24 protein-coding genes are annotated in these 24,945 nt (G+C 74.0%); 14 read left to right on the top strand and 10 right to left on the bottom strand.

The annotated features are described in order from the left end of the window. Nucleotides 1-97: 97 nt before the first annotated feature. Together CXR44_RS36465 and CXR44_RS36460 are read right to left on the bottom strand one after the other, a co-directional pair. Nucleotides 98-1,237: an SWIM zinc finger family protein gene (locus CXR44_RS36465; RefSeq protein ID WP_101790719.1), complete on the bottom strand. Its 1,140-nt coding sequence runs from the start codon at nt 1,235-1,237 to the stop codon at nt 98-100. Next, nucleotides 1,234-4,107: a DEAD/DEAH box helicase gene (locus CXR44_RS36460; protein ID WP_245899877.1), complete on the bottom strand. Its 2,874-nt coding sequence runs from the start codon at nt 4,105-4,107 to the stop codon at nt 1,234-1,236. The genes CXR44_RS36465 and CXR44_RS36460 overlap by 4 nt, the downstream gene beginning before the upstream one ends. 99 nt (nt 4,108-4,206) lie before the next feature. Between CXR44_RS36460 and CXR44_RS36455 the strand changes: the two genes are divergently transcribed. From CXR44_RS36455 to CXR44_RS39880, 5 genes are all read left to right on the top strand, one after another. Next, complete coding sequence (locus CXR44_RS36455; RefSeq protein ID WP_219602225.1) at nt 4,207-4,824, top strand: DedA family protein; 618 nt, start codon at nt 4,207-4,209, stop codon at nt 4,822-4,824. After that, nucleotides 4,808-5,953 carry a sensor histidine kinase gene (locus tag CXR44_RS36450; RefSeq protein ID WP_101790716.1) on the top strand — a complete coding sequence of 382 codons (1,146 nt, stop codon included), beginning with the start codon at nt 4,808-4,810 and terminating at the stop codon, nt 5,951-5,953. The genes CXR44_RS36455 and CXR44_RS36450 overlap by 17 nt, the downstream gene beginning before the upstream one ends. Next, nucleotides 5,944-6,588, top strand: coding sequence for a response regulator transcription factor (locus CXR44_RS36445; RefSeq protein WP_180903881.1), 645 nt, complete (start codon nt 5,944-5,946; stop codon nt 6,586-6,588). Before CXR44_RS36450 ends, CXR44_RS36445 begins: the two co-directional genes overlap by 10 nt. Before the next feature lie 104 nt (nt 6,589-6,692). Further along, entirely contained in the window at nt 6,693-7,238 is a 546-nt protein-coding gene (locus CXR44_RS36440; RefSeq protein WP_101790715.1) for a dihydrofolate reductase family protein, read from the top strand. Nucleotide 7,239: 1 nt separating this feature from the next. Beyond that, nucleotides 7,240-7,644 (top strand): hypothetical protein, encoded by a 405-nt coding sequence (locus tag CXR44_RS39880; RefSeq protein ID WP_180903880.1) that lies wholly within the window; start codon nt 7,240-7,242, stop codon nt 7,642-7,644. 47 nt (nt 7,645-7,691) lie between these two features. Here CXR44_RS39880 and CXR44_RS36430 read toward each other — a convergent pair whose 3' ends face one another. Continuing rightward, the gene (locus tag CXR44_RS36430) at nt 7,692-8,591 is read right to left on the bottom strand and encodes a LysR family transcriptional regulator (protein ID WP_245899876.1); all 900 of its coding nucleotides are present in this window, start codon (nt 8,589-8,591) and stop codon (nt 7,692-7,694) included. A 108-nt stretch (nt 8,592-8,699) separates the two neighbouring features. On the opposite strand from CXR44_RS36430, the gene CXR44_RS36425 reads away from it, so the two are divergent. Continuing rightward, nucleotides 8,700-9,107 carry a hypothetical protein gene (locus CXR44_RS36425; RefSeq protein ID WP_101790713.1) on the top strand — a complete coding sequence of 136 codons (408 nt, stop codon included), beginning with the start codon at nt 8,700-8,702 and terminating at the stop codon, nt 9,105-9,107. Beyond that, nucleotides 9,100-10,728, top strand: a complete 1,629-nt coding sequence (locus tag CXR44_RS36420) for a multicopper oxidase family protein (RefSeq protein WP_101790712.1) — start codon at nt 9,100-9,102, stop codon at nt 10,726-10,728. Before CXR44_RS36425 ends, CXR44_RS36420 begins: the two co-directional genes overlap by 8 nt. A 24-nt stretch (nt 10,729-10,752) precedes the next feature. Here the strand turns inward: CXR44_RS36420 and CXR44_RS36415 are convergent, their stop codons facing one another. From CXR44_RS36415 to CXR44_RS36395, 5 genes are all read right to left on the bottom strand, one after another. Continuing rightward, nucleotides 10,753-11,388, bottom strand: a complete 636-nt coding sequence (locus CXR44_RS36415; protein WP_101790858.1) for a LysE family translocator — start codon at nt 11,386-11,388, stop codon at nt 10,753-10,755. A gap of 80 nt (nt 11,389-11,468) precedes the next feature. Further along, nucleotides 11,469-12,356 (bottom strand): endonuclease/exonuclease/phosphatase family protein, encoded by an 888-nt coding sequence (locus CXR44_RS36410; protein ID WP_101790711.1) that lies wholly within the window; start codon nt 12,354-12,356, stop codon nt 11,469-11,471. 63 nt (nt 12,357-12,419) lie between these two features. Beyond that, a complete protein-coding gene (locus tag CXR44_RS36405; protein WP_245899874.1) occupies nt 12,420-15,161 on the bottom strand; it encodes a helix-turn-helix transcriptional regulator in 2,742 nt (913 codons plus the stop codon). An 11-nt stretch (nt 15,162-15,172) separates the two neighbouring features. Next, the gene (locus CXR44_RS36400) at nt 15,173-16,159 is read right to left on the bottom strand and encodes a zinc-binding dehydrogenase (RefSeq protein ID WP_101790709.1); all 987 of its coding nucleotides are present in this window, start codon (nt 16,157-16,159) and stop codon (nt 15,173-15,175) included. Between the two features lie 2 nt (nt 16,160-16,161). After that, the gene (locus tag CXR44_RS36395; RefSeq protein WP_101790708.1) at nt 16,162-16,728 is read right to left on the bottom strand and encodes an NADPH-dependent FMN reductase; all 567 of its coding nucleotides are present in this window, start codon (nt 16,726-16,728) and stop codon (nt 16,162-16,164) included. Nucleotides 16,729-16,885: 157 nt separating this feature from the next. Between CXR44_RS36395 and CXR44_RS36390 the strand changes: the two genes are divergently transcribed. From CXR44_RS36390 to CXR44_RS36365, 6 genes are all read left to right on the top strand, one after another. Continuing rightward, nucleotides 16,886-17,506 carry a DsbA family oxidoreductase gene (locus tag CXR44_RS36390; RefSeq protein ID WP_180903879.1) on the top strand — a complete coding sequence of 207 codons (621 nt, stop codon included), beginning with the start codon at nt 16,886-16,888 and terminating at the stop codon, nt 17,504-17,506. Between the two features lie 29 nt (nt 17,507-17,535). Beyond that, the gene (locus CXR44_RS36385) at nt 17,536-18,489 is read left to right on the top strand and encodes an alpha/beta fold hydrolase (protein ID WP_101790706.1); all 954 of its coding nucleotides are present in this window, start codon (nt 17,536-17,538) and stop codon (nt 18,487-18,489) included. Between the two features lie 47 nt (nt 18,490-18,536). Continuing rightward, nucleotides 18,537-18,947, top strand: a complete 411-nt coding sequence (locus tag CXR44_RS36380) for an SgcJ/EcaC family oxidoreductase (RefSeq protein ID WP_101790705.1) — start codon at nt 18,537-18,539, stop codon at nt 18,945-18,947. Nucleotides 18,948-19,114: 167 nt separating this feature from the next. Further along, complete coding sequence (locus CXR44_RS36375) at nt 19,115-19,525, top strand: RidA family protein (RefSeq protein ID WP_101790704.1); 411 nt, start codon at nt 19,115-19,117, stop codon at nt 19,523-19,525. Between the two features lie 52 nt (nt 19,526-19,577). After that, nucleotides 19,578-20,663, top strand: a complete 1,086-nt coding sequence (locus CXR44_RS36370; protein ID WP_245899872.1) for a winged helix DNA-binding domain-containing protein — start codon at nt 19,578-19,580, stop codon at nt 20,661-20,663. Then, nucleotides 20,660-21,094: an SRPBCC family protein gene (locus tag CXR44_RS36365; protein WP_245899870.1), complete on the top strand. Its 435-nt coding sequence runs from the start codon at nt 20,660-20,662 to the stop codon at nt 21,092-21,094. The genes CXR44_RS36370 and CXR44_RS36365 overlap by 4 nt, the downstream gene beginning before the upstream one ends. 97 nt (nt 21,095-21,191) lie before the next feature. Here CXR44_RS36365 and CXR44_RS36360 read toward each other — a convergent pair whose 3' ends face one another. Continuing rightward, nucleotides 21,192-22,265, bottom strand: a complete 1,074-nt coding sequence (locus CXR44_RS36360) for a hypothetical protein (protein WP_101790702.1) — start codon at nt 22,263-22,265, stop codon at nt 21,192-21,194. An 81-nt stretch (nt 22,266-22,346) separates the two neighbouring features. On the opposite strand from CXR44_RS36360, the gene CXR44_RS41880 reads away from it, so the two are divergent. Continuing rightward, complete coding sequence (locus tag CXR44_RS41880; protein WP_219602224.1) at nt 22,347-23,621, top strand: sensor histidine kinase; 1,275 nt, start codon at nt 22,347-22,349, stop codon at nt 23,619-23,621. Nucleotides 23,622-23,778: 157 nt separating this feature from the next. On the opposite strand, the gene CXR44_RS36350 is transcribed toward CXR44_RS41880, so the two are convergent. Continuing rightward, nucleotides 23,779-24,576 (bottom strand): hypothetical protein, encoded by a 798-nt coding sequence (locus CXR44_RS36350; RefSeq protein ID WP_144070214.1) that lies wholly within the window; start codon nt 24,574-24,576, stop codon nt 23,779-23,781. Nucleotides 24,577-24,945 lie beyond the last annotated feature (369 nt).

Genomic DNA, 24,945 nt, shown 5'->3' with positions numbered 1-24,945 from the left:
GGATCACGTCCGGCGGGTTCGGGCCCTGTGGCCGGGACCCGCGTCTCGGCGGCCGGCCGTGCGGGCGCACGACACCCGCCGGCCGACCGCGCGAGGCTCACGCCAGCAGTTCCGAGGGGTCGCGCGCGGGCGGGCCCGCCGGCCACCACTGCCCGTCACGCAGCTCGAACGGGTACCAGCGGCCGTCCCTGCCGTAACGCAGCTGGAGCGCGCCCACCGTCCAGCGGTTGCGCCACGCCTCCACCGCCGGCGGAGCCTCGCCCTCCCATCCGGCCTCCAGCAACGCGCGGGACCGGGCCAGCTCCCGCCCGGGCGGCGTCCAGGCCGACTCCAGCACCTCCAGCCCGGTCACGCCGCCGTGCCGCCAGGCCCGCACCGCCGCCTCCAGCCCGAGATCCAGGTCGTGCTCGGCGGCCAGGCGGACCCGGTCCTGGAACTCGGTCAGCACGACCTGCCGGCCCGAGACCAGCAGCTCACGCGCCCGCGCGGCCGCCGAGGCGGCCAGCACCCGCAGCGCCGCCACCTCCACGCCCGGCGCCGGATCGAGGTCGAGCGGGGCGAAGGCCACCTCCACCGGCGGCGGATCCGGCAGCGGCGGGACGTCCAGCGCGAACGCCTCGGCGGCCGGCGTGCCCGCCCGCGTCCCGGCCGCGGGGTCCGGCAGGGAACGGCCCTGCAGCGCCTCCACCAGCTCCTGCCGGCCGCGTCCGCGCAGCAGCAGCAGCACGAACGGATCGTCGTCGAGCAGCCACGACGCCTGGTAGCACAGGGCGGCCGCGTGCGCGCACGGATGTCCCCAGTCGGGGCAGGAGCACTCGGGCTCGAGGTCGCCGACCGTGGGCAGCAGCGGCACGCCGGCGTGCTCGGCCGCCTCCACCAGGTCGTGCGGCATCTCGCCGTCCAGCAGCGCGGCGATGTGCCCCGCCTTGGCGGCGACCTGGTCGAGGAACCGATCCCACTCCGCCTCGCCCAGCTGCTCGACGTGGACCACCGTGTGGTGCTCGGCGTCGTAGCCGGCCTCGGTGACCGCGGCGAGCCGGCCGGGGCTGACCGTGATGGGACCCACCTGGCCCGTCTTGGCGTAGGCGCGGCCCTTCTTCAGCAGCGTCTGGTCCAGGGAGGTGTCCTCCAGCGCCTTGATCCAGGCGCGGCCCCACCAGGAGGTCGCGAAACGGGTGCCGGCCTGCTGCCGGGGAAAGGCGGGGAACCCCCGTGCGGCACTGACGTCGGATCTCATCGCAGCTCCACGAGGGCGGCCAGTTCGGCGTCGGTCAGTTCGGTGAGGGCCGCCTCGCCGGAGGCGAGCACGGCCTCGGCCAGGGAACGCTTGGCGGCCAGCATCCCGGCGATGCGGTCCTCGATGGTGCCCTCAGCGATCAGGCGGTGCACCTGGACGGGTTTGGTCTGCCCGATGCGGTAGGCGCGGTCGGTGGCCTGGTCCTCGACGGCGGGGTTCCACCAGCGGTCGTAGTGGATGACGTGGTCGGCCCGCGTGAGGTTGAGCCCCGTTCCCGCCGCCTTCAGCGACAGCAGGAACACCGGGGCGCCACCGTCCTGGAACCGCCGCACCATCTCCTCGCGGCGGGCCACCGGCGTGCCACCGTGCAGCAGCTGCGTGGCCACGCCCCGGCCGGTCAGGTGCCGCTCCAGCAGCCGCGCCATGGCGACGTACTGGGTGAAGACCAGCACCGCGCCGTCCTCGGCGACGATCGTGTCGACCAGCTCGTCCAGCAGCTCCAGCTTGCCCGACCGGCCGGCCAGCCGCGGCTGCGCCTCGTGCAGGTACTGCGCCGGATGGTTGCAGATCTGCTTGAGCCCGGTCAGCAGCTTGACGACCAGACCGCGCCGGGCCATCCCGTGCGCAGCCTCGATCCGCGCCATCATCTCGCGGACCGCGGCCTCGTACAGGCCGGCCTGCTCGGCGCTCAGCGGCACCGGACGGTCGGTCTCGGTCTTGGCCGGCAGCTCGGGCGCGATGCCCGGGTCGGACTTGCGCCGGCGCAGCATGAACGGCCCCACCAGCCGGGCCAGCCGCTCGGCCACCTCGGCGTCACCCGACTCGACCGGCTTGGCCCACCGCGTCCGGAACCTGCCCAGCGAGCCGAGCAGGCCCGGCGTGGTCCAGTCGAGGACGGCCCACAGCTCCGACAGGTTGTTCTCCACCGGGGTGCCGGTCAGCGCGACGCGGGCGGCCGCCGGGATCTCGCGCAGCGCCCTGGCGGTGCCGGAGGCGGGGTTCTTGACGTGCTGGGCCTCGTCGGCCACGACCAGACCCCACGGGTGCTCGGCCAGCCGGGCCGCGTCCAGCCGCATGGTGCCGTACGTCGTCAGCACGAACCCCTCGTCGGCCCCCTCCCCGGTGAGGGTGCGGGCGCTGCCGTGGTAGCGGCGCACCGGCACGCCGGGCGCGAACCTGGTGATCTCCCGCTCCCAGTTGCCGAGCAGCGACGCCGGGCACACCACGAGGGTGGGGCCGGCGCCCAGCCCGCGCCGGTGCAGGTGCAGCGCGATCAGTGTGATCGTCTTGCCCAGGCCCATGTCGTCGGCCAGGCAGCCGCCGAGCCCCAGCGAGGTCATCCTGGCCAGCCAGCGCAATCCCTGCAGCTGGTAGTCGCGCAGCGTCGCGGCCAGACCCTCGGGCGCCCGGACGTCCTCGGGCTCGGTCAGCCGCTCGCGCAGCTCGGCCAGCCAGGCGCTGGCCTCCACCGGCACCTGCTCGCCGTCGACCTCGACCGCGCCGGTCAGCGCGGCGCCGAGCGCCTGCAGCCCGGTCAGCGGCTTGAGGTCGCGCTGGCGCGCCTTGCGCACCGTCTCGGGGTCGACGAGCACCCACTGGTCGCGCAGCCGCACGACGGGGCGGTGCGCCTCGGCCAGCCGGTCCATCTCGGCCGCCGTCAGCCGCTCGCCGCCGAGGGCGAGCTGCCAGTCGAAGCTCGTCAGGTGATGGCCGCCGAAGAACGACGGCAGGTCGGAGGGCGCGGCGTCACGCTCGCCGACGACCGCGCGGGCGCTCAGGCCGCGCACCATCGACCGCGGCCAGTGCACCTGCACCCCGGCGGCGGCCAGCCGCTGCGCGCCTTCGGCCAGCAGGTGCCCGACATCGGCGTCGGACAGCGTCAGCTCGTCGGGCACCGCGCTGTCGAGCAGCCGTTCCAGGGCCGGCCAGGCACGGGCGGCCCGGCGCACGGCCATGGTCGTGTCGATCCTCGCCCGGGGCCCGAACCCGTGGTCGCCGCCGTCCCACAGCTCGGCGGCGTCGGCCACGAGCGAGGGGTCGGCCAGGCTGTGCACCTGGACGACAGCCCGGAACTCCGCCTCGCCCGGGTCGTCGGCCTCCAGCCGCAGCGACAGCCGCACCCCCGAGTCGAGCCCGGCGGCCACCTCGTCGGCCCACCCGCGAAGGTGCGCCGCCTTGACCGGCCTGACGGCCGCGAACGCGGTCGTGCCGGTGGCGCGCACCGCGCCGGGCGAGCGCGGCATCGCGTCGGCGACCGCGTCGATGAAGGCCCGCACCAGCCCTTCGGCGTCCGCCAGCACCAGCCCGTCGGCGCCGGCCAGCACCGGCCCGTCGACGTCCGCCGGCCCTTCCGCTTCGGCCGGCACCGGCCCGTCGGAGTGCGGCACCGGCCCGTCGGACTGCGCGCCGGCCAGGGGCACGGCCCTCGCGGTGGCGGGCATCGCGTCGGCCAGTTCCCTGATGCGCAGCATGTCGGCGGGGTCGAACGGGCCAGCCCGCCAGGAGTCGTGCCCCCCGGCCGTGACGCCCGGCACGATGCGGCCCCGCGTGACGAGTTGCAGCGCCACCAGTGCCACCGCCCCCCAGAAGCGGGCGGCCGGGTGCGCTGCCTCGTCTCGGCGGGCCCTGACCAGGCCCGCCACGGCCTCGGCGACGGGGACGCGGGTGGCGCCGACCCGGCGCGTGCGCAGCCCGCCCTCGTGCGGCTGCACCACCGCGAGCAGGGCGTCGCCGGCCTGAGAATCTCCGGACGGGAGGCCGTCGGGCGGGGTGTCGTCGTCGGGGTCGAAAAAGGCCATCCGGCCCGTCCGTGGCGGGTCTCCGGGCTCGAAGACGACCGCCTGCCTGGCCAGATCCGTTGAGGAGCTCACGACCGTACAGTGTACGGTACATGGGGCTGTGGTTTACCACAGCAACACCTGGTTGCCTTCCGCATTACCCGCACCCGAGAACGCCCCTAGCCTTGTCGCATGACTGAATGGATGGTTTGGCTCATGGAGCGCCTCGGAGCACCGGGCGCGGGCATCGCGATCGCCCTGGAGAACCTGTTCCCGCCGTTGCCGAGCGAGGTGGTGCTGCCGCTGGCGGGCTTCACCTCCAGCAGGGGCGACATGGGGCTGATCGACGTGCTGGTGTTCACCACGCTGGGCTCCGTGCTCGGCGCGCTCGCGCTCTACTGGGTCGGCGCGCTCCTCGGCCGGGACCGCGTGCTGGCCATCGCCGCCAAGATGCCGCTGGTCAAGCCGTCCGACATCGAGAAGACGGAGGCGTGGTTCCTCAAGCACGGCCGCATGACGGTGTTCTTCGGGCGGATGATCCCCATCTTCCGCAGCCTCATCTCCGTCCCGGCCGGCGTGGAGCGCATGCCGCTGCCCACCTTCCTCGCCCTGACCACGGCGGGCAGCGCGATCTGGAACACCGCTTTCGTCCTGGCCGGCTATGCCCTGGGCGAGCAGTGGGAGCTGGTCGAGGCCTACGTCGGCGTCGGCTCCAAGGTGGTGCTCGGCCTCGTGGCCCTGGCGGTCGTCGTCTTCGTCGGCGTGCGGCTGGTCGAGCGGCGCAAGGGACGGCATGCCTCACGTCGCTGACGGCGCCAGGATCGTGGCGGCGGTGACGCTCGGCGTGGTCACCGCTGTGCTGGAGGCGGCGTTCCTGCTGCTGTCGCTGCCGTTCCTCGGCAACCCGAACGTCTCGGCCGGCGCCGTGCGGCTGGCGAGGCTGGAGGCCCGCCGGCTCCGCCTCGACCCGGCCCTGCTGCGCCTGGCCTCCGGCCCCCTGGACGTCCGGCCGGGTGGCCGGACGGACGACGACCCCACGGACGGTGGGCGGGCGCTTCGCTATCTCGCCGCCCGCCTGCCCGCCGGTGTGCTCGGCGGCCTCATCCTGGTGCTCCTGGTCTACGGGGCCTACATCGGCGTGGACCTCGCGCTGGCCTGGTCGAGCGGGCAGCCGTACGACGGCATGCACCGCTCCCTGTCGCTGGCGCTGTCCACCGCCGTCGTCGGCGTCGTCCTGCTCTTCCTCGACCTGTCGGGCCTGGCCGGCGTGTACGCCCTGGAGCGGCGGCTGGCCCGCCGGCTGCTGGCCCCCGACCCCACCGAGGCGCTGCACCGCCGGATCGCCGAGCTGGCCGAGAGCCGGGCGGGCATCGTGGCGGCGGTCGACTCCGAGCGCCGCCGGATCGAGCGTGACCTGCACGACGGCCTCCAGCAGCGTCTGGTCGCCCTGTCGATGCTGATCGGCCGTTCGCGGCGGGGCCGCCCCGAGCTGCTCGACCAGGCCCATCAGGAGGCCCAGCGCGCGCTGGCCGAGCTGCGTGAGGTGGCCTGGCGCGTCTATCCGAGCGGCCTGGACTCCCTCGGGCTGGGCGAGGCGCTGTCCGGCGTCGCCGAACGCTCGTCCGTGCCGGTCCGGGTCACCTGCGACCTGCCCGAACGGCCGGCGATGGCGGTGGAGACGGCCGCGTACTTCGTGGTGTGCGAGGCGGTCACCAACGCCGCCAAGCACTCCGGGGCCGGGCTCATCACGGTGGACGTGCGGCGGTGCGGCACCATGGTCGTCGTGACGGTGCGGGACGACGGATCCGGTGGCGCGAACGCCTCCGGCGGCGGCCTGTCGGGGCTGGCGCGCCGGGTGGCCGCGCTGGACGGCAGGTTCCAGGTGGACAGCCCGGCGGGCGGGCCGACGACGATCGTGGCGGAGCTGCCGTGCGGGTGATGCTGGCCGAGGACTCGACGCTGCTGCGTGAGGGGCTGGTGCGGCTGTTGCTGGAGGAGGGCCACGAGGTGCCCGCCGCCGTGGGCGACGCCGCCGCGCTGCTGGCCGCCGTGGCCGCGGACGTGCCCGACGTCGTGGTGGTGGACGTGCGGATGCCGCCCACCCACACCGACGAGGGGCTGCGCGCCGCACTGGAGATCCGGCGCCGCTGGCCGGGAGTGCGCGTGCTGGTGCTGTCGCAGTACGTGGAGAAGCGGTACGCCACCGAGCTGATGAGCGGCGACGTGGAGGGCGTCGGCTACCTGCTGAAGGACCGGGTGGCCCAGGTCGCCGACTTCCTGGACGCGCTGGAGCGGGTGGGGGCCGGGGGAGCGGCGTTCGACCCGGAGGTGGTGCGTCAGTTGCTCGCCCGCACCTCGCACGTCGATCCGCTGGCCCGGCTGACGCCGCGCGAGCGGGAGGTGCTGGAGCGCATGGCGCAGGGCCTGACCAACGCCTCGATCGCGCAGGAGCTGCACGTGTCGCAGAGCGCCGTGGAGAAGCACGTCAACGCGCTGTTCGACAAGCTGGAGCTGTCGCACACGGCCGGTTACAGCCGTCGGGTGCTGGCCGTCCTGCGCTACCTGGAGTCCTGAGGGGACAAGACCCGCCGGGTCGGTGACCCGGCGGGCGCGCGCCCGCCTTGACAAATTTTTTTGTCGGTGGGACGGTGGGGGCATCCCCAGAAACGGAGAGAGCGATGCGCAAGATCGTCGCAGGGCTGTTCATCTCGCTGGACGGCGTCGTCGAGTCACCGCAGAAGTGGCACTTCCCCTACTTCGACGGCGAGCTGGCCGAGGTGGTCGGCGCGCAGATGGCCGGCTCCGACACCATGCTGCTCGGCCGGCACACCTACGAGGAGTTCGCCGCGTACTGGCCGAACCCCGAGGCGCGCGCCCAGGACATGGCCCCCTACATGAACGACACGCCCAAGCACGTCGTCACCACCACCCTCGACACCGCCACCTGGCAGAACACCACGCTCGTCAAGGGCGACGTCACGGCCCACCTGACCGAGCTGAAGCGGCGGCCCGGCACGAACATCTCTGTCACCGGCAGCCCCACCCTGGTCCGCTGCCTGCTGCGCGACGGCCTGCTGGACGAACTGCACCTGACCATCCACCCCGTCGTCGTGGGCGGCGGCAAGCGGCTGTTCGACGACGGCACCGGGCACCTCCCGCTGACCCTGCTCGCCAGCCGTACCCTCACCTCCGGAATCGTCTACCTCACCTACGGGAGGGCCTGACATGGCCGCCAAGACCGTCGCCGACAAGCTCCTCGTCAAGCCCGGCAGCACCCTGTGGATCTCCGGCCCCGACCACCGCGACCGTGTGGGCCCGCTGCCCGGAGGGGCCACCCACACCGACGACCTGGCGCAGGCCGCGGTCGCGGTGCTGTTCGCCGCCGACGCGGCCGCCGCCCGCAGCCTGCTCGATGAGCACCGCGACGACCTCACCCGCCCGGCGACGCTGTGGGTGGCCTACCCCAAGGGCAACGCCTCCGACATCAACCGCGACACCCTGTGGCCGATCGTCGGCGAGTACGGCCTGCGCCCCAACGGGCAGGTGGCGGTGGACGAGGTCTGGTCGGCTCTGCGCTTCCGCCCGCTGAAGGAGGGCGAGCCCCCGTTCACGGGCGGCCGCTCCGCCTGAGTCGAGGCGCGCACGGCCGGGGCGCGTCGCGCCCACCCGCGAGCCGATCAGTGTTCCTGCGGGGTTTCGCCGGTGGTCCAGTCCCAATCGGTGATCATGGTGCGCATCAGCCGGGCGGCGGCCGACAGATGGCTGCCGGCGCTCCAGTACAGGGTGACCGTGCGGCGGCATTCGGCGCTGTCGACGGCGATCCAGGTGCCGGGGGCGCGCGTGGAGGTGCGGCGGGCGAAGGCGGGGACGAGGCCGAGGCCGAGACCAGCGCTGATCAGGCTCGCGATGGCGCTGGACTCGTCGACCTCGCAGACGATCTTCGGTGTGAGGTCTCTCGCGGAGAAGAGCCGGTCGAGCAGCCGGCGTTGCCAGTGCCCTTTGCGGGCGGTGACGATCGGATGGCCGGCGAGCTCGTCGACGGTCACACAGGCGCGGCCCGCCAGCGGATGATCGAGGGGCACGCCGACCCCCACCGCCTCGTCGAACAGCCGCCTCGACTCCAGGCCTTCGGCGGAGATCGGCTGCGAGGCGACGCACAGATCGACGTCCTGGGCCCGCAGGCGGCGCGCCATGTCCTCGGCCGGCGACCAGTGGAGCTCGATCTCGGCGCGGGGATGGGCCCGCTTGTAGGCCGCCAGGGGCCCGGTGAGCGTGAGGAAGGTCTCCGACGCCAGCCGCACGGTGCCCAGGCCCTCGCCGGCGGCCTCGGCGACGGCGCGTCGTCCGGCCTCCAGCTCACCCAGGGAACGCTCGACGTGATCCCGGAAGAGCCTGCCCGCCTCGTTCAGCCGCAGCCGGCCGCTCCGCTCGAACAGCGGTGTGCCCAGTTCGCTCTCCAGGCGGGCGATGGTGCGGCTCAGCGACGGCTGGGCGACGTGCAGCTCGTCGGCCGCCCGGCTGAGGTGCTCCAGTCGCGCCACCACCACGAACTGCCTGAGCGCGTTCAGGTCCATCATGACCCCCAAGGCATAACCGCATAGCAATATAGATCTTAGACAAGATAACTCGCGAGTCATAGTGTTCGGGATCGTTCACGCATCCAGCACAGAGCGAGGAGGGATCCCATGCTCACCGTGGCCGCATCCCGGACCACCCCCACGGGATGGACGCTGCGGGCCGTCGTCAGCGCGCACACGGTGGCGATCGCCGGCCAGCCGGTGTTCGCCGGGGTGTACCTGAGCGGCGACTTCGACAGCCTGCGCTGGCACGCCGTCGGCGCCGACGTGGCCACCACTCTCGGCTACCTGCAGGCGATCGCCGCGATCGTGGTCTGGGTCCGGCTGCGTCAGAGCTGGCCGTTTCTCGCCACGACGGCGGTGGTGGCGGCCGAGACGGTGCAGTACTTCGCCGGGTTGGACGGCGCGCTGTGGTTGCACCTCCCGCTGGGGGTCATGACCATCGCCGCGCTCGTCGTGCAGTTCGTCGCCGTCTGGCGCCGGCCCCTCCTGCGACGGGAGGCCCGCGATGCGTGAGCACGATGACGGCCGCGACCTGAGCAGGCGGCGGCTGCTGGGCATCGGCGGGGCGCTCGGGCTGACCGCGGCAGCCGGGCTGACGGCCGCGGCCGGGCTCGCCCGCCGGCCGTCGTTCACCGGCGCCGAACTGCGCAGCGCCGTGCCGCTGCCCCCCGCGTTCCGGGTGCCGTTGCCGCTTCCCGCCGTGCTGGCGCCGGTGAGCACCTCGGGCGAGGCCGACCGTTACGAGATCACCCAGCGCGAAGCGAGCGTGGAGATCCTGCCGGGCGTCAGGACCACGCTGTGGACCTACAACGGGACCTTCCCCGGGCCGACGATCGAGTCGCGCCGCGGCCGGCCGGTGACCGTGACGCATCGCAACGAACTGCCCGTGCCGACCGTGATGCACCTGCACGGCGGCCGCACCCCGGCGGAGTCGGACGGCTACCCGACCGACCTCGTCCTGCCCGCGAGCCGGCCGGACGCCGGCTCACCCACCGGACACCACACACCCGCCGGGCACGGCATGGGGGCAGGGCACGGCATGCGTGATCCGCGGGCGGTGGTGACCAGGCTGACGCGGGACTACACCTTCCCGCTGGACCAGCGGCCGACGCTGCTGTGGTACCACGACCACCGGATGGACTTCACCGCCCCGGCGATCTGGCGGGGCCTGGCCGGGCTGCAGATCGTCCGCGACGACGCCGAGGACGCGCTCGGCCTGCCCGCAGGGGAGCGCGAGCTCCCTCTCATGATCGCCGACCGGGCGTTCGCCGCCGACGGCGGCCTCGACTACCCGGCCCTCGACCCCACGCTGCGCGACCGGCCTGGCGTCCGGGAGCCGTATCTGGCCGGGGTTCTGGGTGACGTGATCCTGGTCAACGGCGCCCCGTGGCCCGTGCACGAGGTCGACGCGGCCCGCTACCGGTTGCGGATCCTGAACGCCTCCAACGCCCGCCACTACGAACTCGAAGCGGTCGGCGACGACGGACGCCGGCTGGATCTCGTCCAGATCGGCGCCGACCAGGGGCTGCTGGCGGCGCCGGTCACCCACCGGTTCCTGCCGATGGCGCCTGCCGAACGCTTCGACGTGATCATCGACTTCGCCGACGTCCCGGTCGGCGGCCGCGTCACCGTCGTCAACCGGCTGGGCTCGGGGCGGGCCCGCGACGTGATGGCCTTCCGCGTCGTGCGCAGGGCCGCCGACGACAGCCGTATCCCGCGCGTGCTCTCCAGTGATCTGCCGGACTGGCGCCGGTCGGACGCCGTCCGGGTGCGCGACCTGTCCTTCCGCGCCGGACGCATGCACGGCGGTCGCGGATGGCTGATCGGCGGGCTGCCGTTCGACCCCGCCCGCTCCGACGTCGTCACGCGTCTCGGGGACGTCGAGGTGTGGCGGCTGGTCGCCGACGTGCACCATCCGGTCCACCTGCACCTGGTCGGGTTCCGGGTGCTGTCACGCGGCGGCCGGCCGCCCCTGCCCCACGACGCAGGCCTGAAGGACACCGTCTCCTTGCGGCCGGGCGAATCGGTGGAGATCATCACCCGTTTCGACGGGCACCGCGGCCGCTATCTCTTCCACTGCCACAACGCCGAACACGAGGACATGGGCATGATGGCCAACCTCGAGATCATCTGAGCGGGCTCCGGGCAGCCGGCCCGGTCAGCGGCTCTCGGCGGCCAGCCGCAGGCCGAGGGCGATGAGCACGGTGCCGCTGACCGCGTCCAGCCGGCGCCGGATCGCCGGACGGCGGAACCACGCCCCCGCCCGGCCCACCACCGCCGCGAGCGCCAGGTACAGGACTGTCTCGATGGCCACCTGCAGCAGGGCCAGCAGCGCCGTCGTGGCGAACAGCGGCCGGTCGGCGGGCACGAACTGCGGATAGAAAGCGATCATGAAGGCGGCGGCCTTCGGGTTGGCCAGCATCACCACCGCCCCCTCGCCGAACGCCTTCCACCAGCCCCGCGCCGTCTCCGGGCCGGGCTCGGCGGCGGCCGGCGGCGCCCCCCGCCACGCCGAGCGCCACGCCTTCACCCCCAGGTAGAGCAGGAAGGCCGCACCGGCGACGCGCAACACCAGGTAGGCCACCTCGGAGGCGGCCACCAGCGCGGCCAGCCCCGCGGCGGCGAACAGCGCCCACACGTACAGGCCGGCCTCCAGCCCGAGCACCGTGGGCACCGCGCCGGACAGGCCGCGCACCGCGGCCCGGCGCAGGATCAACGCCATCGCCGGGCCCGGCGAGGCGGAGATCAGCACGACGGCCACCACGAAGGCGGGCAATGAGGAAAGAATGTCCATGGCCCGCATCTTCGCCGACCGCGCCACGACGCTTCAACGCCTTTCGGCCGCCGGGCCCGTGCGCGGACACGAGCGCGCGGCTAGAACGTCACCGCGAGGTAGACGGGCCTGTGGTCGGACAGGGGAGTGGCCGCGGCCACATGGCAGCGCAGCACGCTGCCGCGCGGCGCGAACAGGTAGTCGAGCTTCTTGCGCCTGTCGCCGGCGCTGTGCGTCCAGCGGCCGGTGCGGCCGGTCCCGCGCTGGTCACACTCCCGGTAGGCCCGGTAGACGGGCGCGACGGCTCGCCGGCCGGCGGCGCTGCCGGTACCGCTGTCCGGCGGGGCGACGTTGAGGTCGCCACCGAAGACGCTGTGGTGGCCGGGCTTGGCGGCGACGGCCATCAGCCGCCTGATCTGCCTGGTGCGGTACGGGGCCCCCGGCTCCCGGTCGTCGTACGCGGTGCCCACCGACAGGTGGGTGCCGCACGCGTGGACCCGCTTGGCGGCGATCGTGGCGCACAGCACCGCGCGCCTGACGTACCAGGGGGGTGCGGGCAGCGGGTGGGCCTGGAAGGTCGCCGTGTCGGCGGCGACGGCGATCGCGATGCTCTGGACCCCTCGCGGGCGGCCCTGCCAGTCGGGGTGGCAGGTGTACGGGGCGCCCGCGGCGGACGTGAGGCTCCACGAGCGCACCAGCCAGGTGCGGCCGGTCCGCTGCCGCAGCCCCGCCTCCAGCGCCTGGTCCGCGCCGCTGCAGAACTCCTGCAGGAACAGCACGTCCGGCCTGATCGGCCGGCTCGTCGCGTACTCGCCGACGGTCCGCGCCAGCCGCGCGGCGTCGGCCCGGTAGAGGCCGCAGGCGGAGTTCGTCGCCGTGCAGACGTTCCACGTCATCACGGCCAGCTCCGTCCGCGTCTCCGCGACGGCGGGGGCGGGCGGCATCATGGCCAGGGCGGCGATGGCCGCCCACGTCGGTCGCCTCTTCATGATCCGTCATCCAACCGAGGATCCCGGCGGCCGTCCAGGGCCGGCGTCGGCGAAGGCCCGACCTCACCTCGGGGAGCCGCTCCCCGAGGTGAGCCCCGACACGAGCCCCGCCAACTCGACGCGGGAGGTTATGCCGAGCTTGGGGTAGGCGTTGTACAGGTGATATCCGACCGTTCTGGGGCTGAGGAAGAGTTGCGCCCCGATGTCGCGGTTGCTCAGCCCCGTGGCGGCCAGCCGGACGACCTGCAGCTCCTGGGGCGTGAGGCGGGCCAGCGGGTCGGAGTCCTCCGCGTGGCGGGTGACGCTCTCACCCGCGGCGCGCAGCTCGGTGGCTCCGCGGTCGGCCCAGGGCCGGGCGCCCAGGCGTTCGAAGGTCTCCAGCGCGGACCGCAGCGGAGCGCGGGCGTCGATCTTGCGGTGTTGCCGGCGCAGCCACTCTCCGTACAGAAGTTCCGTACGAGCCCGTTCGAACGGTGGATCGCCTTCCTGGCGATGCAGGTGCAGGGCTCGCTCCCAGGCGTCCTCGCCCGCCCCGAGCAGCGCCTGGCATCGTGCGGCGATGGCGTGGGCCCACGGCTGCGCGGTGTGGTCGGCCCAGTCGGCGTACCGGCGGGCGGCGGCCTGCGCCTGGGCCCGGTGCCCGGTCCGTGCCGCGACTTCCACCAGGTCGGGGAGACTGTGGACGGTGCCCAGCTTGTTGGCTCCCTCGACCGCCTCGGTCAGTCTCACCAGCGCGGCCTCGTGCCTGGCGAGGCCCAGGTCGAGCAGCGCCGTGATGGCCGTGGCGCGGGCCTGGCCGGGCGCGGTGCCGTGGGCCGTCATCTCGGCCGTCAGCTGTCTGCAGCGTTCCTGGTCGCCTTCGATCGCGGCGAGCTGCGCCAGGACGGCCCAGAGAAAGGCCAGGTTGTGGGTCTGGCCGGTGTCCTGGGCGATGCGTACGCCCTCGGTCGCGCTGCTTCGGGCATCATGGTGCGCGCCCGCCCACAGCTGGCCGCGCGCGAGCAGCATCAGCGCGCGTGGCAGCACGCCGATCGCCCCCTGGGCCCTGCTCTCGCGTTCCAGGGCGACGGCTCGGTCGTGGGCGGCTCCGTAGTCTCCGAGCAGCATCTCCCACCAGGCGATCCTGGCGTTCCCCCGCAGGCCGGGCGGGCCCGCGGCGAGATCCCGGTCGAGGAGCAGGCGTACGGCGACGGCGGCCTCGACCACGTCGCCCCCGGGCCCGTTCAGGGTGGTGATGCGGGCGGCCAGCTCGCCTATGCGTCCGGCGCCGGGCACCCGCAACCGGTGCGCCTGGTCCGCCACGGTCCGGACCGCGGTGAAGTCGCCCGCGGTCCAGGCGATCTCGACGGCCGAGAACAGCAGGTCGGCGGCGAGTTCAGGGGTCCGGCCCGCCACGGCGCAGGCCGACTCGGCCAGGAGCTGGTGCGCGGCGGTGGCGTTGCCGCGCTCGTCGGCCAGGCCCGCCCGGAACTTGGCCACCTCCGCCGTGGCGACCGGTTCGGTGATCAGGGCCGCCGCGTCGTCGGCGAGGGTCGCCGCCCGCTCCTGCTGGCCCGCGTCGGCGGCGGCGCGGGCCGCGTGGGCCAGGCGGCGGCCGCGCTCGCGGGGGTCGGCGCTGAGTTTGGCGGCGCGCTCGTAGGCGGCGGCGACGGCGGCGTGGCCACCGCGCCTGCGTGCGCTTTCGGCGGTACGTTCGAGCTCGGCCGCCACCTGCTCGTCCGGTCCTGTGCTGGCGAAGGCCAGATGCCAGGCCCGCCGGTCCCCGTCCAGCACCTGGGCGAGGGCCCGGTGCACGGCCAGGCGAGCGCTGACCGTGGCGCCGCGGTAGGCGGCGGTTCTGATCAGGGGGTGCCGGAACGTCAGGCGGTCGCCGGACATGCCGAGCAGGCGCCTGTCCTCGGCGGGCTCCAGGTCGGACACGCCCGCGCCGAGCCGCTCGGCCGCGCCGAACACCGTCGCCGGGTCGCCGTCCTGCTCGGCGGCGGCCACCAGCAGCAGGGTCTGCGTCGCCTCGGGCAACGTGGCGATGCGGTCGGCGAACGTCTGCTGGATACGGCTGAACGTGGACAGGGCGTAGGCGCCGTAGGGTTCGGCGACGAGCTGCCCCTCCCGCTGAGCGGCGAGCAGCTCCAGCAGGGCCAGCGGGTTGCCCTGCGCCTCCTGGAGGATCTGGTCACGGACATGCCGGGGCAGGGTGCGCGCCTGCTCGTCGAGCAGGCGCGCGGCCGCTTCCGGGGCCAGGCCCGCCAGCCGCAGCTCGGCCACGCCGGGCGTGGGGAAGGCGGGGGCGTGCACCTCCCGCACGGCGAACAGCATGACCACGCCTTCCGCCTCCAGCCGGCGAGCGGCGAACAGCAACGCCTCCGCGGAGGCGCCGTCGAGCCAGTGCGCGTCGTCGACGACGCAGAGCACGGGCCGCTCCTCGGCCAGGTCGGCCAGGAGCAGGAGCACGCCCAGCCCCACCAGGAAGCGGTCGCTCTCCACGGCGGCGGCCAGGCCGAGCGCTCCGCGCAGCGCCTGCGCCGGCCGGTCGGGCAAGGCGTCGATCCGGTCGAGCACGCCCCGCAGAAGCAGGTGCAGGCCCGCGAACGGCAGCTCGCTCTCCGACTCGATCCCGGCTCCGCGGATGACGCGCAGGTCAGCGGCGGTCTCGACGGCGTGATCGAGGAGGGCGGATTTGCCGATCCCGGCCTCGCCCCGCAGGACGAGCGCGCCGCTGCCGCCATTGCGCGCTCGCTGCAGGAGCCGGTCGATCGTGGCCGTTTCCTCGGGCCGCCCGTACAGCATGCCTACCTTTTCGGACATTAGTGGACAACTTATGGAACTAGTATCACTTTTCCCGTCGTGTCCCTGCGTTCCATGGCGGCGTGCGCGTCCGCGGCGTCCGACAGGGCGAACCGCTGCACCAGCGGCGTCAGGCCGCCGCCCCGCACCATGTCCCTCACCATGGCCAGGGCGCGCTCCTCCAGCCTGCGCACCCCACCCGGCCGCCCCGGCATCCTCGGCCCCGGCGCCGCGCAGAGACTCAACCCGCGCTCGTAGAGCTCGCGCGGGGTCACCTCGACGGGATGCCCGCTCAGCCAGCCGTACATGACCAACCTGCCGCCGTGACCGAGCAGATCCAGCGCGGCACGGCCGAGACCGCCGCCGACCCCGTCCAACGCCACGGAGACCTCCCGGCCGTCCAGCCCTTCGCGGACGCGCTCGGCCCAGCCCGGCCGGGTGTGGTCGACGGTGACCGCCGCGCCCAGCCGGCGCGTGACGGCGGCCCTGGCCGGCCCGCCCGCCACCGCGGCGACCGTCGCCCCCATGCGTACCGCGGCCTGGACGAGCAGGCTGCCGACCCCGCCCGCCGAGCCGAGCACCAGCACCACGTCCTCGGGCGTCAGCCGGGCGACGTCCAGGACGCCGACCGCGGCGCGGCCGGTGCCGATGGCCGTCACGGCCGCGTGGTCGGACACGTCGTCCGCGAGCTCGTGCACGGCGGCGACCTCGCGTACGGCCAGCTCCGCGTACCCACCGGCTGCCAGGCCCAGGCAGGTCGCGACGCGCCGGCCCAGCCAGCGCGGCTCCACGCCGTCGCCGAGCGACTCCACCACGCCCGCCACCTCCCTGCCCGGAATCGTCGGCAGCTCGGGCAGCCAGCGGCCGGCGCCCGCGCGCACGGCGAGGTCCAGCCGGGTGACCCCGGCCGCGGCCACCGCGATGCGAACCTGGCCCGCCTCCGGCCGGGGAGCGGCCACGTCCCCCTCGTGGACCAGCTCACCCGGACCGCCGAACGCGTACTGCCTGATCGCCCTCATCGTCAGGTCCCGTACGGATGCGCGGCCCTGGCGTTCTTCAGCGCGCGCCCCCACCACACGAGCCGGCCCAGCATCGTCCTGGCGGCCTGCTCCGGCTCCTCGGGATCGACGTGCCCGCCCTCGGCGTCGAAGCTGTGCCAGGGGTTGACGAAGCTGATCGTGTCCCTGAGCGTCACCGCGTGTAGTTCCGCGAAGACCCCGCGCAGCGCCTGCGCCGCGTGCTGCCCGCCGGAGATCCCCCCGTAGGAGATCAGGCCCACCGGCTTGGCCTGCCACTCGGCGTAGTGCCAGTCGATGACGTTCTTCACCGAGGCGGGGAAGCTGCGGTTGTACTCCGGGGTCACCACCACGAACGCGTCGGCCGCGTGCAACCGCCGCGACAGGTCCGCCATCATCGGGGTGGGCGGCAGACCCGGCGGCAGCGTCACCGGCAGGTCGAAATCGGCCAGATCGATCACGTCGAGCTCCAGCCCGCCGTACGTCTTGGCCTGCGCGACGAACCAGTCGGCCACCACCGGCCCGAACCGGCCCTGCCTGGTACTGCCGACGATGATCGCCACATTCAGCATCGTGTCCTCCTCAACTGTCGGGCGTGAGGACAACGACGCTAGGACGCCGCGCGGCGGTGACTCCTCTGTCGATCGACCGGGGTGCCCCGACCTGGATCGCCGACCCCAGTCAGGTGACAGAGGAGCCCGGCCGGGCGTCGCTCCTAGCGTTGCCGGCATGAGCACAACCGTGCAGTTCGTCTTCGACATCCCGTGCGTGTGGTCCTACTTCGGGTTCACCCGCCTGCGGCGGGCGCTGGCCCGTTTCCGCGCCGACGGCGGTCAGGCCGACGTCGTGCTGCTCCCCTTCCAGCTGGACCCCGACGCGAGCGTGGAAGGAGAGCCCAAGCTCCAGGTGCTCCGCCGGGCCTTCGGCGCGGACGCGGAGGCCGCCGTGACCCGGATCACGGCCATGGCGGCGGAGGAAGGCCTGCTGTTCCGCCACGAGAACGCGATCTCCTCCAACTCCTTCGAAGCGCACCGCCTCATCGCGGTCGCGGCCCGGCAAGGGCTGGGCGAGGAGATGACCGAACGGCTGTTCCGCGCGCACCACACCGACGAGCTCAACATCGCCGACCTCGACACGCTCAAGACCCTCGCCGAGGAGACCGGCGTCCGATGGAGCCACGAAGGCGCCGAGGAGACACGGGCCGCGCTGGAGCTGGTACGGAACTCGGGCGTGCGCGGAGTGCCGGTCTACCGGTTCGCCGGCCGGCCGCCGCTGACCGGCGCCCAGGCGGAACAGACGCTGCTGGCCGCGCTCACCTCCGCCGCCCAGGAACACCCGCACCACCTGTGAGAAACACCGACCACCCCGAAGGACCCCAGATGACCCAGATCACCCACCGTCACCTGCACGTGGGCGACATCCGCATGCACGTGGCCGAAGCGGGCTCGGGCCCGCTCGTCATCCTGCTCCACGGCTTCCCCGAATCGTGGTACTCCTGGCGCCACCAACTCCTGGCCCTGGCCGAGGCGGGATACCACGCCGTCGCCCCGGACCAGCGAGGCTACGGCGGCACCGACCGGCCGCCCGCCGTCGAGGACTACACCATCCTGCACACCGTCGGCGACGTCATCGGCCTGATCGGCGCACTCGGCGAGGAGCAGGCGGTCGTGGCCGGCCACGACTGGGGCTCGGGCGTCGCCTGGCACAGCGCCCTGATGCGGCCCGACCGGGTACGGGCCGTGATCGCGCTGGGCGGCCCGTACACGTGGCGGCCCGACACCGCGCCGCTGGCCGGCATCCGCGCCCAGGCAGGCGACGACTTCTACATCTCCTACTTCCAGCGGCCGGGAGTCGCCGACCGGGAACTGGCCCGCGACCCGCGCGCCACGATCCGCCGGGCCCTCTACGGCGCCTCCGGTGACGGATATCCGTGGAATCCCGTCATCCCGCCAGGCGGTGGGCTCCTGGACACCTGGAGCGAACCCGAGAAACTGCCCGGCTGGCTGACCGAGGACGACCTCGACGTCTACGCCGCCGACTTCGAACGCACCGGCTTCACCGCCGCCCTGAACTGGTTCCGCAACCTCGACCGCAACTGGACGCTGACCAGCCCCTGGCGGCACGCCGCCGTCACCCCACCCGCCCTGTACATCACCGGCGACAGGGACAGCGCCGCGGCCCTGCCGGGAGGCGCGGAGCTGATCTCCGGCGCCTCGGCCGCCGTGCCGAACCTGCGCCGGGCCGTCGTGCTGCCGGGCTGCGGCCACTGGACCCAGCAGGAGCGTCCGGCGGAGGTCAATGAGGCGTTCGTACGGTTCCTGAACTCGTTGTGAGACGACCCCGCAGCTCGACCAGCCAAGACACCGGAAGTGAGTGAACCATGACGGCACGACCCCACGCCTACCGCCCGGCCTCCGACGAGCAGGACGTCCGCGACCTCGAGGAGGTCGTCGCCGACATCGAGGCCGGCTTCAACCGCAAGGACGCGGCCCTGCTCGACGGACGCTTCACCGCCGACGCCATCCTGACCGTGCCCGACGGTACGACGCTCCGCGGATGGGACGACCTCTTCGCCTACCACACCGCCCGCCTGGCGGGCGCCGTCCGCGACTGGAGCACGCGGGTCTCCGTCCTGGACATGGGTTTCCTGACCGCCGAGATCGCCGTCGTCCAGGTGGAACAGCACACCACCACCCCGGACAGGGCCTTCACCAACCACGGCACGATCGTGGCGATCAAGAAGGAGGGAGCGTGGTGGATCAGCGCCATGCACAACACGAACGTGGCGTGAGGGCCGAGATCCACCGCCCGTGTCACCGTCCCGCCGGCCACGGCCGCGCGCCGGCATGAGGGCGGGGCCGGGCCGCGGGCCCGACCCGTGATCACCCGCTGGCAGAATGGGCGATCGCCGGCACCGACCCTGATCGATGAGCCCGTCGTGGGCGAAGGAGACAATCGATGATCCGCCGCTGGAGCCCGGACGCCGTCGCACCGCCGATCGGCCGATACAACCACCTGGCCGCCGTGCCGGCCGACCACGAGCTGGTGTTCATCGCCGGTCAGGTCGGCGTGCTGGAAGACGGGACCCTCGCGGGCCCGGACGCGCAGTCGCAGACGCGGCAGGTCCTCGCCAACATCGACAAGCTGCTCGCATCGCTCGGCGCGGGGCCGGAGAACCTGGTGAAGCTGCTGACCATGGTCGCGGGCGCCGAGCACCTGCCGGGCTGCCGCGCCGCGATGCAGGAAGCGTTCACCCGGTGGTATCCGGAAGACGACTGGCCCGCCCATTCGCTCATGGTGGTCGCCGCGCTGGCCACCCCCGAGCTGGCCGTCGAGATCGAGGGCGTGGCCGCGGTGCCGCGCCGGTAGCCCACCGCGGGACCGGCCCGGCGAGCCACCACCGGAGCACTAGGGTGAGGCCGTGATCACCCGTCGCGAACTCAACCGTGCCACGCTCGCCCGCCAGCTGCTGCTGCGACGCCACGCCATGCCGGCCCTGCAGGCCGTCGAGCACCTCGTCGGCCTGCAGGCGCAGGCGCCGTTCCCGCCGTACTTCGGGCTGTGGTCACGCCTGGAGGGATTCGGGCCCGAGGAGCTGGCCCGGCTGCTGGTCGAGCGCGACGTCGTCAGGATGGTGCTGATGCGCGGCACCGTCCACCTGGTCAGCGCCGCCGACGGCCTGGCGTTGCGCCCCCTCGTGCAACCGATGCTCACCAAGTTCCTCACCGCCGCGCACGGCCCGCGCCTGCGCGACGTCGACGTCGAGGAGCTCGTCAAGGTGGGCCGCGAAACCCTGGACCAGGCCGGCCCGCTCACCGCCGCCAAGCTGGCCGCCCAGCTGGCCGAACACTTCCCAGCCGTCGGGGCCGACACGCTGGCGCAGGCGATGCGCTGCCTCGTGCCCCTGGTGCAGGTGCCTCCACGGGCCGTGTGGGGCAAGGCCGGGCAGACCGCGTACGCGACCATCGAGACGTGGCTCGGCCGCGAGCAGCATCCCGCCCCGTCGCCGGAGACGATGGTGCTGCGCTACCTGGCAGCGTTCGGACCGGCCACGGTGGCCGACGTGCAGGCCTGGTCAGGACTGACCGGGCTGCGCGAGATCGTCGAACCGCTGCGCCCGAGCCTGCTGCGCCTGCGGGACGAGAACGGCAGGGAACTCCTCGACCTGCCCGAGGCGCCCCGGCCCGACGCCGACGAACCCGCGCCCGTGCGGCTGGTGGCGCCGTTCGACAACGTGCTGCTCAGCCACGCCGACCGCACCCGCGTCATCTCCGACGAGCACCGCCGCCGCGTCATCACCGTCAACGGTCAGGTCCTCGGCACCGTCCTCGTCGACGGTTTCGTCCGCGGCGTGTGGCGGCGCGACAAGCACGTGGTGACCGTCGAGCCGTTCGCGCCGCTGACGGCGGGGCAGGTGGAGGAGGTCCGCGCCGAGGCGCTCGCCCTGCTGGCGTTCGCCGAGCCGGGCAGGTCCGCCGTCCACGAGGTCAGGGTGGTCGAAGGGTGAGCCACGCGTACATGGGAGCCGCCCTGCGGGCGGCCGCACCGCCGGAGCGGGTCTTCGCCCTGCTCACCGACTGGCCGCGGCACCGGGAGTGGATGGTGCTGACCAACGCCTGGAGCGCCGGCGAGGACCGGGTCGAGGCGTTCACCGGGATCGGGCCGTTCGGCTTCCTGGACACCATGACGATCACCCGCTGGGAGCCGCCCCGGCTGGTGCGGGTCCGCCACACCGGCCGGCTCGTGCGCGGCGAGGGCGTCTTCCGCGTCGAGCCCTGCCCGGGCGGCAGCCGGGTCGTGTGGGCCGAACGGCTCGATCTGCCGTTCGGCCCGCTCGGGCGGGCGTTGTGGCCGCTGGCCCGCCCGGTCGCCGGCGCGCTGGCCCGCCTGTCGCTGCGCCGCCTGGCCCGCCTGGCCGCGACGCCCCCCGCTCCATGACAGCGTCGTGAGCCGATCGCCCCAGGCCCCTCCCCGGGCGCACGCCGCTGGAGGCGGCCCGGCCCGATCATGGCCCCGCCCGATCACGGGCCGGGCGTCAGCCGGAGCCGCCGCGAAGCCGTCCCACGGTGACGGCGCGCAGCATCCGCGGATGCAGCCGGCTCGCCCGCTCCTCAGGCATGCCACCGGCCAGCGCCGCCCGGATGAGTGCGGCGCCGAACCATCCCAGGTCCGCGGGCTCGCCGTCGTCGCGGCGCAGCAGCGGCTCCGTCGCGGCCCGGTCCCGGCACAGCGTCCGCAGCAGCGGGCGGGCCGGCGCGGGCACGGGGAAGGCGGCGATGTCGTCACGGCCGGTCCGCAGCACGACGACGGTGTTGTCGCCGCCGGCGCCGTCGGCGACGGCGCACAGGTCCTGCGGGGTCAGCGTGGCCAGCGCGTCCACGTCCGCGCCCGTCGCGTCCAGCAGGGCGACCGCGGCCGCCTGCGCCGCCAGGCCGCCCGTGGCCAGGCGGGCGACGCCCCGCCGCAACAGCCGCCGCTCCTCACGGGTGATCCCCTCAGCCGCGCCCCCGTCACGCGAGCCGTCACACGGCGGGTCACACGGCACCTCACGGCCCCCGGCGGTCCCGGCGGTCCCCGTCTGGCAGCCGGCCCGTAACGCGCCGCACCGCCAGGCGTAGGCGTAGAACGCGTCGAGGACGGCGCGCCGCCTGGCCACCGTGGCGGTCGCCAGCGGCCTGCCCGGCAGACCCGACCCGCCGGACGGCCCGCCGGACGGCCCACGCGACGACCCGCTGGACGACCCGCTGGACGACGCTGCGGGCGGCCCGGCGGGCGGTCCGCCCGCCAGCGCCGCCGTGCAGTAACGCTCCACCTCCGCCCCGGTGACGGCCAGCAGGCCGAGGCCCGGCTCGGTGGCGCGCAGCCAGCGCAGGAACGACGCCAGCACCCGCAGGCGCACCTGCCGCTGGGCGGGGGAGGGGGTGTCGCGCAGCCACGCGGTCACCGTGCCGCGACCGAGCGGGTCCAGCGCGTCGACCAGGTCGACGTCGGCGCCGCTCACCTCGCCGCCGTCGCCGGGCCGGCGGCGGGGCCGCAGCCCGGCGAGCCGCCCGATGCCGCTGACCTTGACCCGGGGGTCGCTCGTCGCTGCGCCTGGGAGACCGGTCATGAGGGTGATCTTCTCACGGAGCGGGGGATGGCCTCGTCGCGCCCGGCGCCTGAACCGATCTGGCGGGCCTACCGTGGGGGCATGCTGCCCGCCCATCTGACGCCGCTGGACGGCAAGCCGCACCGGCCGCCCGGCCCTGCCGGCTTCATGCCTTTCGCCCTGCTCGGCGTCGGAGTCGTGGCCGAGACCGTGGACGGCACGCTGCGGCCCGCCTGGCCGTCGTGGACGGGCCTGGCAGCCGGATGCGCCCTGTACGCGGCGGTGGTGGTGCTCACCTTCCGCGGCAGGCCGCGGCCGGCCTGGGTCGCGCTCGCGGCGCTGACCGCCGTGGTGACGGTCATGGCGGCCCGCTACGGCGCGAGCTGGCGCTACCTGTTCCCGCTGGTGGGGGTGGCGTGCGGGATCGCCCTGTACGGCAGGGCCGTGCGGGTCGTCCTGGCGGCGCTGACCGTGCTGACGGCCGCGACGGTGTGGGCGCAGGGCGCCTCCGTGGAGCTGGTCATGGCGTTCTCGTGGGGGACGTTCAGCACGGGCGTGGTCGTGGCGACGCTGCTGCACCTGTACGCGGTCATCGGGGAGCTGCGCGAGACCCGGCGGCGGCTGGCCGAGGCGGCCGTCGCCGAGGAGCGGCTGCGCTTCGCCCGCGACCTGCACGACCTGCTCGGCCACACGCTCTCGGTGATCGTCGTCAAGGCCGAGGCGGTGCGGAGGCTGGCCCGGCGCGACCCCGGGCAGGCCGAACGCCAGGCCGGTGACATCGAGGCGGTGGGCCGGCAGGCGTTGACGGAGGTGCGCGAGGCCGTCACCGGCTACCGCCGCGCCGATCTTCCGGACGAGCTGGCCCGCGCCCGCGACGCGCTGGCCGCCGCCGGCATCGACCTCGCCGTCCGCCGGATCGGCCCGGCGCCGGAGGGGGAGCGGGAGGTGCTGCTGGGCTGGGTGGTGCGCGAAGGCGTCACGAACGTGATCCGGCACAGCGGCGCCACCCGGGTGGAGATCGAGGTGGGCGCCGACATGGTCCGCGTCCGCGACGACGGCCGCCCGGCGGCGACACAACCGGTGCACCCGCGATCGACGCGGACGACACGATCGACGCCCTCACACCAGCCGCAGCGCCACCAGCGGCGTCGCAAGCAACCGGCACCTCCGCCACCGGCGTACACGCCACCGGGGCACCCGGCGCTCCCGACACCGGAACACCCGGCAGGAGCGCCCGGCCGGGACGGCGGCGGGAGCGGCCTGCCGGGCCTGGCCGAACGCGTGGCCCGGGCCGGCGGCCGCATCGAGGCGGGCCCGCTGCCGGAGGGCGGCTTCGAGCTGACCGCCCGCCTTCCCCCGTCCCGCGCCACCGGCTGACCCCTCCCTCTCATGCTGACCTCTCTTGCCTGTCGTACGACTTTCCGGCAGTCGTGGCGGCGACCCGAAAGGGCAGCGGGCTCCGGCGGCAGGTTCCTAGGTTCTCGACGGTCGGCACACAGAGCGGGCTGCTCACCGGCAGGCGGCCGCCGAGCTTCTAGCTGCGGAATCGGCCCTCACGGGCGTAGACGCAGGTGCCGCCGCCGCAGGACGGGTCGGCGTTCCAGGCGTCGTCGTAGGAGACCGTGCGGTGCCGCTTGATCGCGCCCGACTTCACCACGGCCTGGTGGTGCCCCGGCGGCACCAGGCCCTCGAAGTGCTTCACGAAGTTGCCGAGGATGTTCCTGTAGTAGATCCGGTGCCGGGCCCAGAGGTTGCTCGACGAGCTCTGCGGGGTGCAGTTGGCGACGTAGCTCTCGGCGATGCTCTGCTTGAAGCCGCCGAAGTCGAACGTGCTGTACGACTTGGCCGGCAGGCCTGGCACGCCGTCGTCGTGCCAGAGCGTCCAGCCGAAAGGTGACCACGTGCAGGTCGACGTGCCGGAGCGGACCGCGCTCGCCGGGGCGGTCAGGCCACCCGCCGTAACCGGCTCGCCGGTGATCCTGCGCCGCTGCAGCTCGGCGGGCAGGTCGGCGCCGTGGGCCTCGACGAGACGCCGGGGGACCGCGACGTCGGGCGGGGTGATCTCCAGATAGGTCTCCAGGAGGGTGTCCTCGTCGTCACGGGCGATGAGGGGGGCGCGACCGATCATTCCGGTCTGGACCATCCCGACCTCGTCGGACGGGACGCTGTCGGTGAAGGTCACCGACAGCCCGGTCGTGTAGTCGAGTTGAGCCAAGGCGACCTCGCGGTCGGACTCCTCGGCGGCGGCAGGGGCCGCGGTCCTGGCCGTGGCAGGGGAGGGAGCGAGGAGCATGGCGGCGGCGACGGCCGCAAGGAAGGGGCTGAATCTCATGCGCGCCACGTTAGGAACAGATCTTCCAGTTGCCTTAAAGGTGAGCTTGGCGCTGTAACGCTCGACGGCGGCCGTCGTCTCCTCCACATAGATCTCGACGCCCTTCTCCATTGCCGAGGAGCCCCTGGACGTCGGCAGGTTGGATTCCGAGAGTGTGCCGGTCTCCTTCCAGTCCCAGGGCCGCCCACCCTCGGCGGCGGGCCTGTCCGCGCGGCCGAGTTCAAGGGTTTCGCGTACTCCTCACAGCAGGAAGATCAGCGCGGTGAGGGCGAGGCCCGCCAAGGTGAAGCCGCGCGGCCGGGGCTGTGTGACGGCCTCCTGCCGCGCGGAGATCACCAGCAGGACGACGACGGCCAGCGCCGCCAGCAG

Source organism: Nonomuraea indica (assembly GCF_002850745.1).
Lineage (GTDB): Bacteria > Actinomycetota > Actinomycetes > Streptosporangiales > Streptosporangiaceae > Nonomuraea > Nonomuraea indica.
The sequence above is the reverse complement of the archived record's forward strand: the minus strand, read 5'-3'. Positions and strand labels throughout refer to the sequence as shown.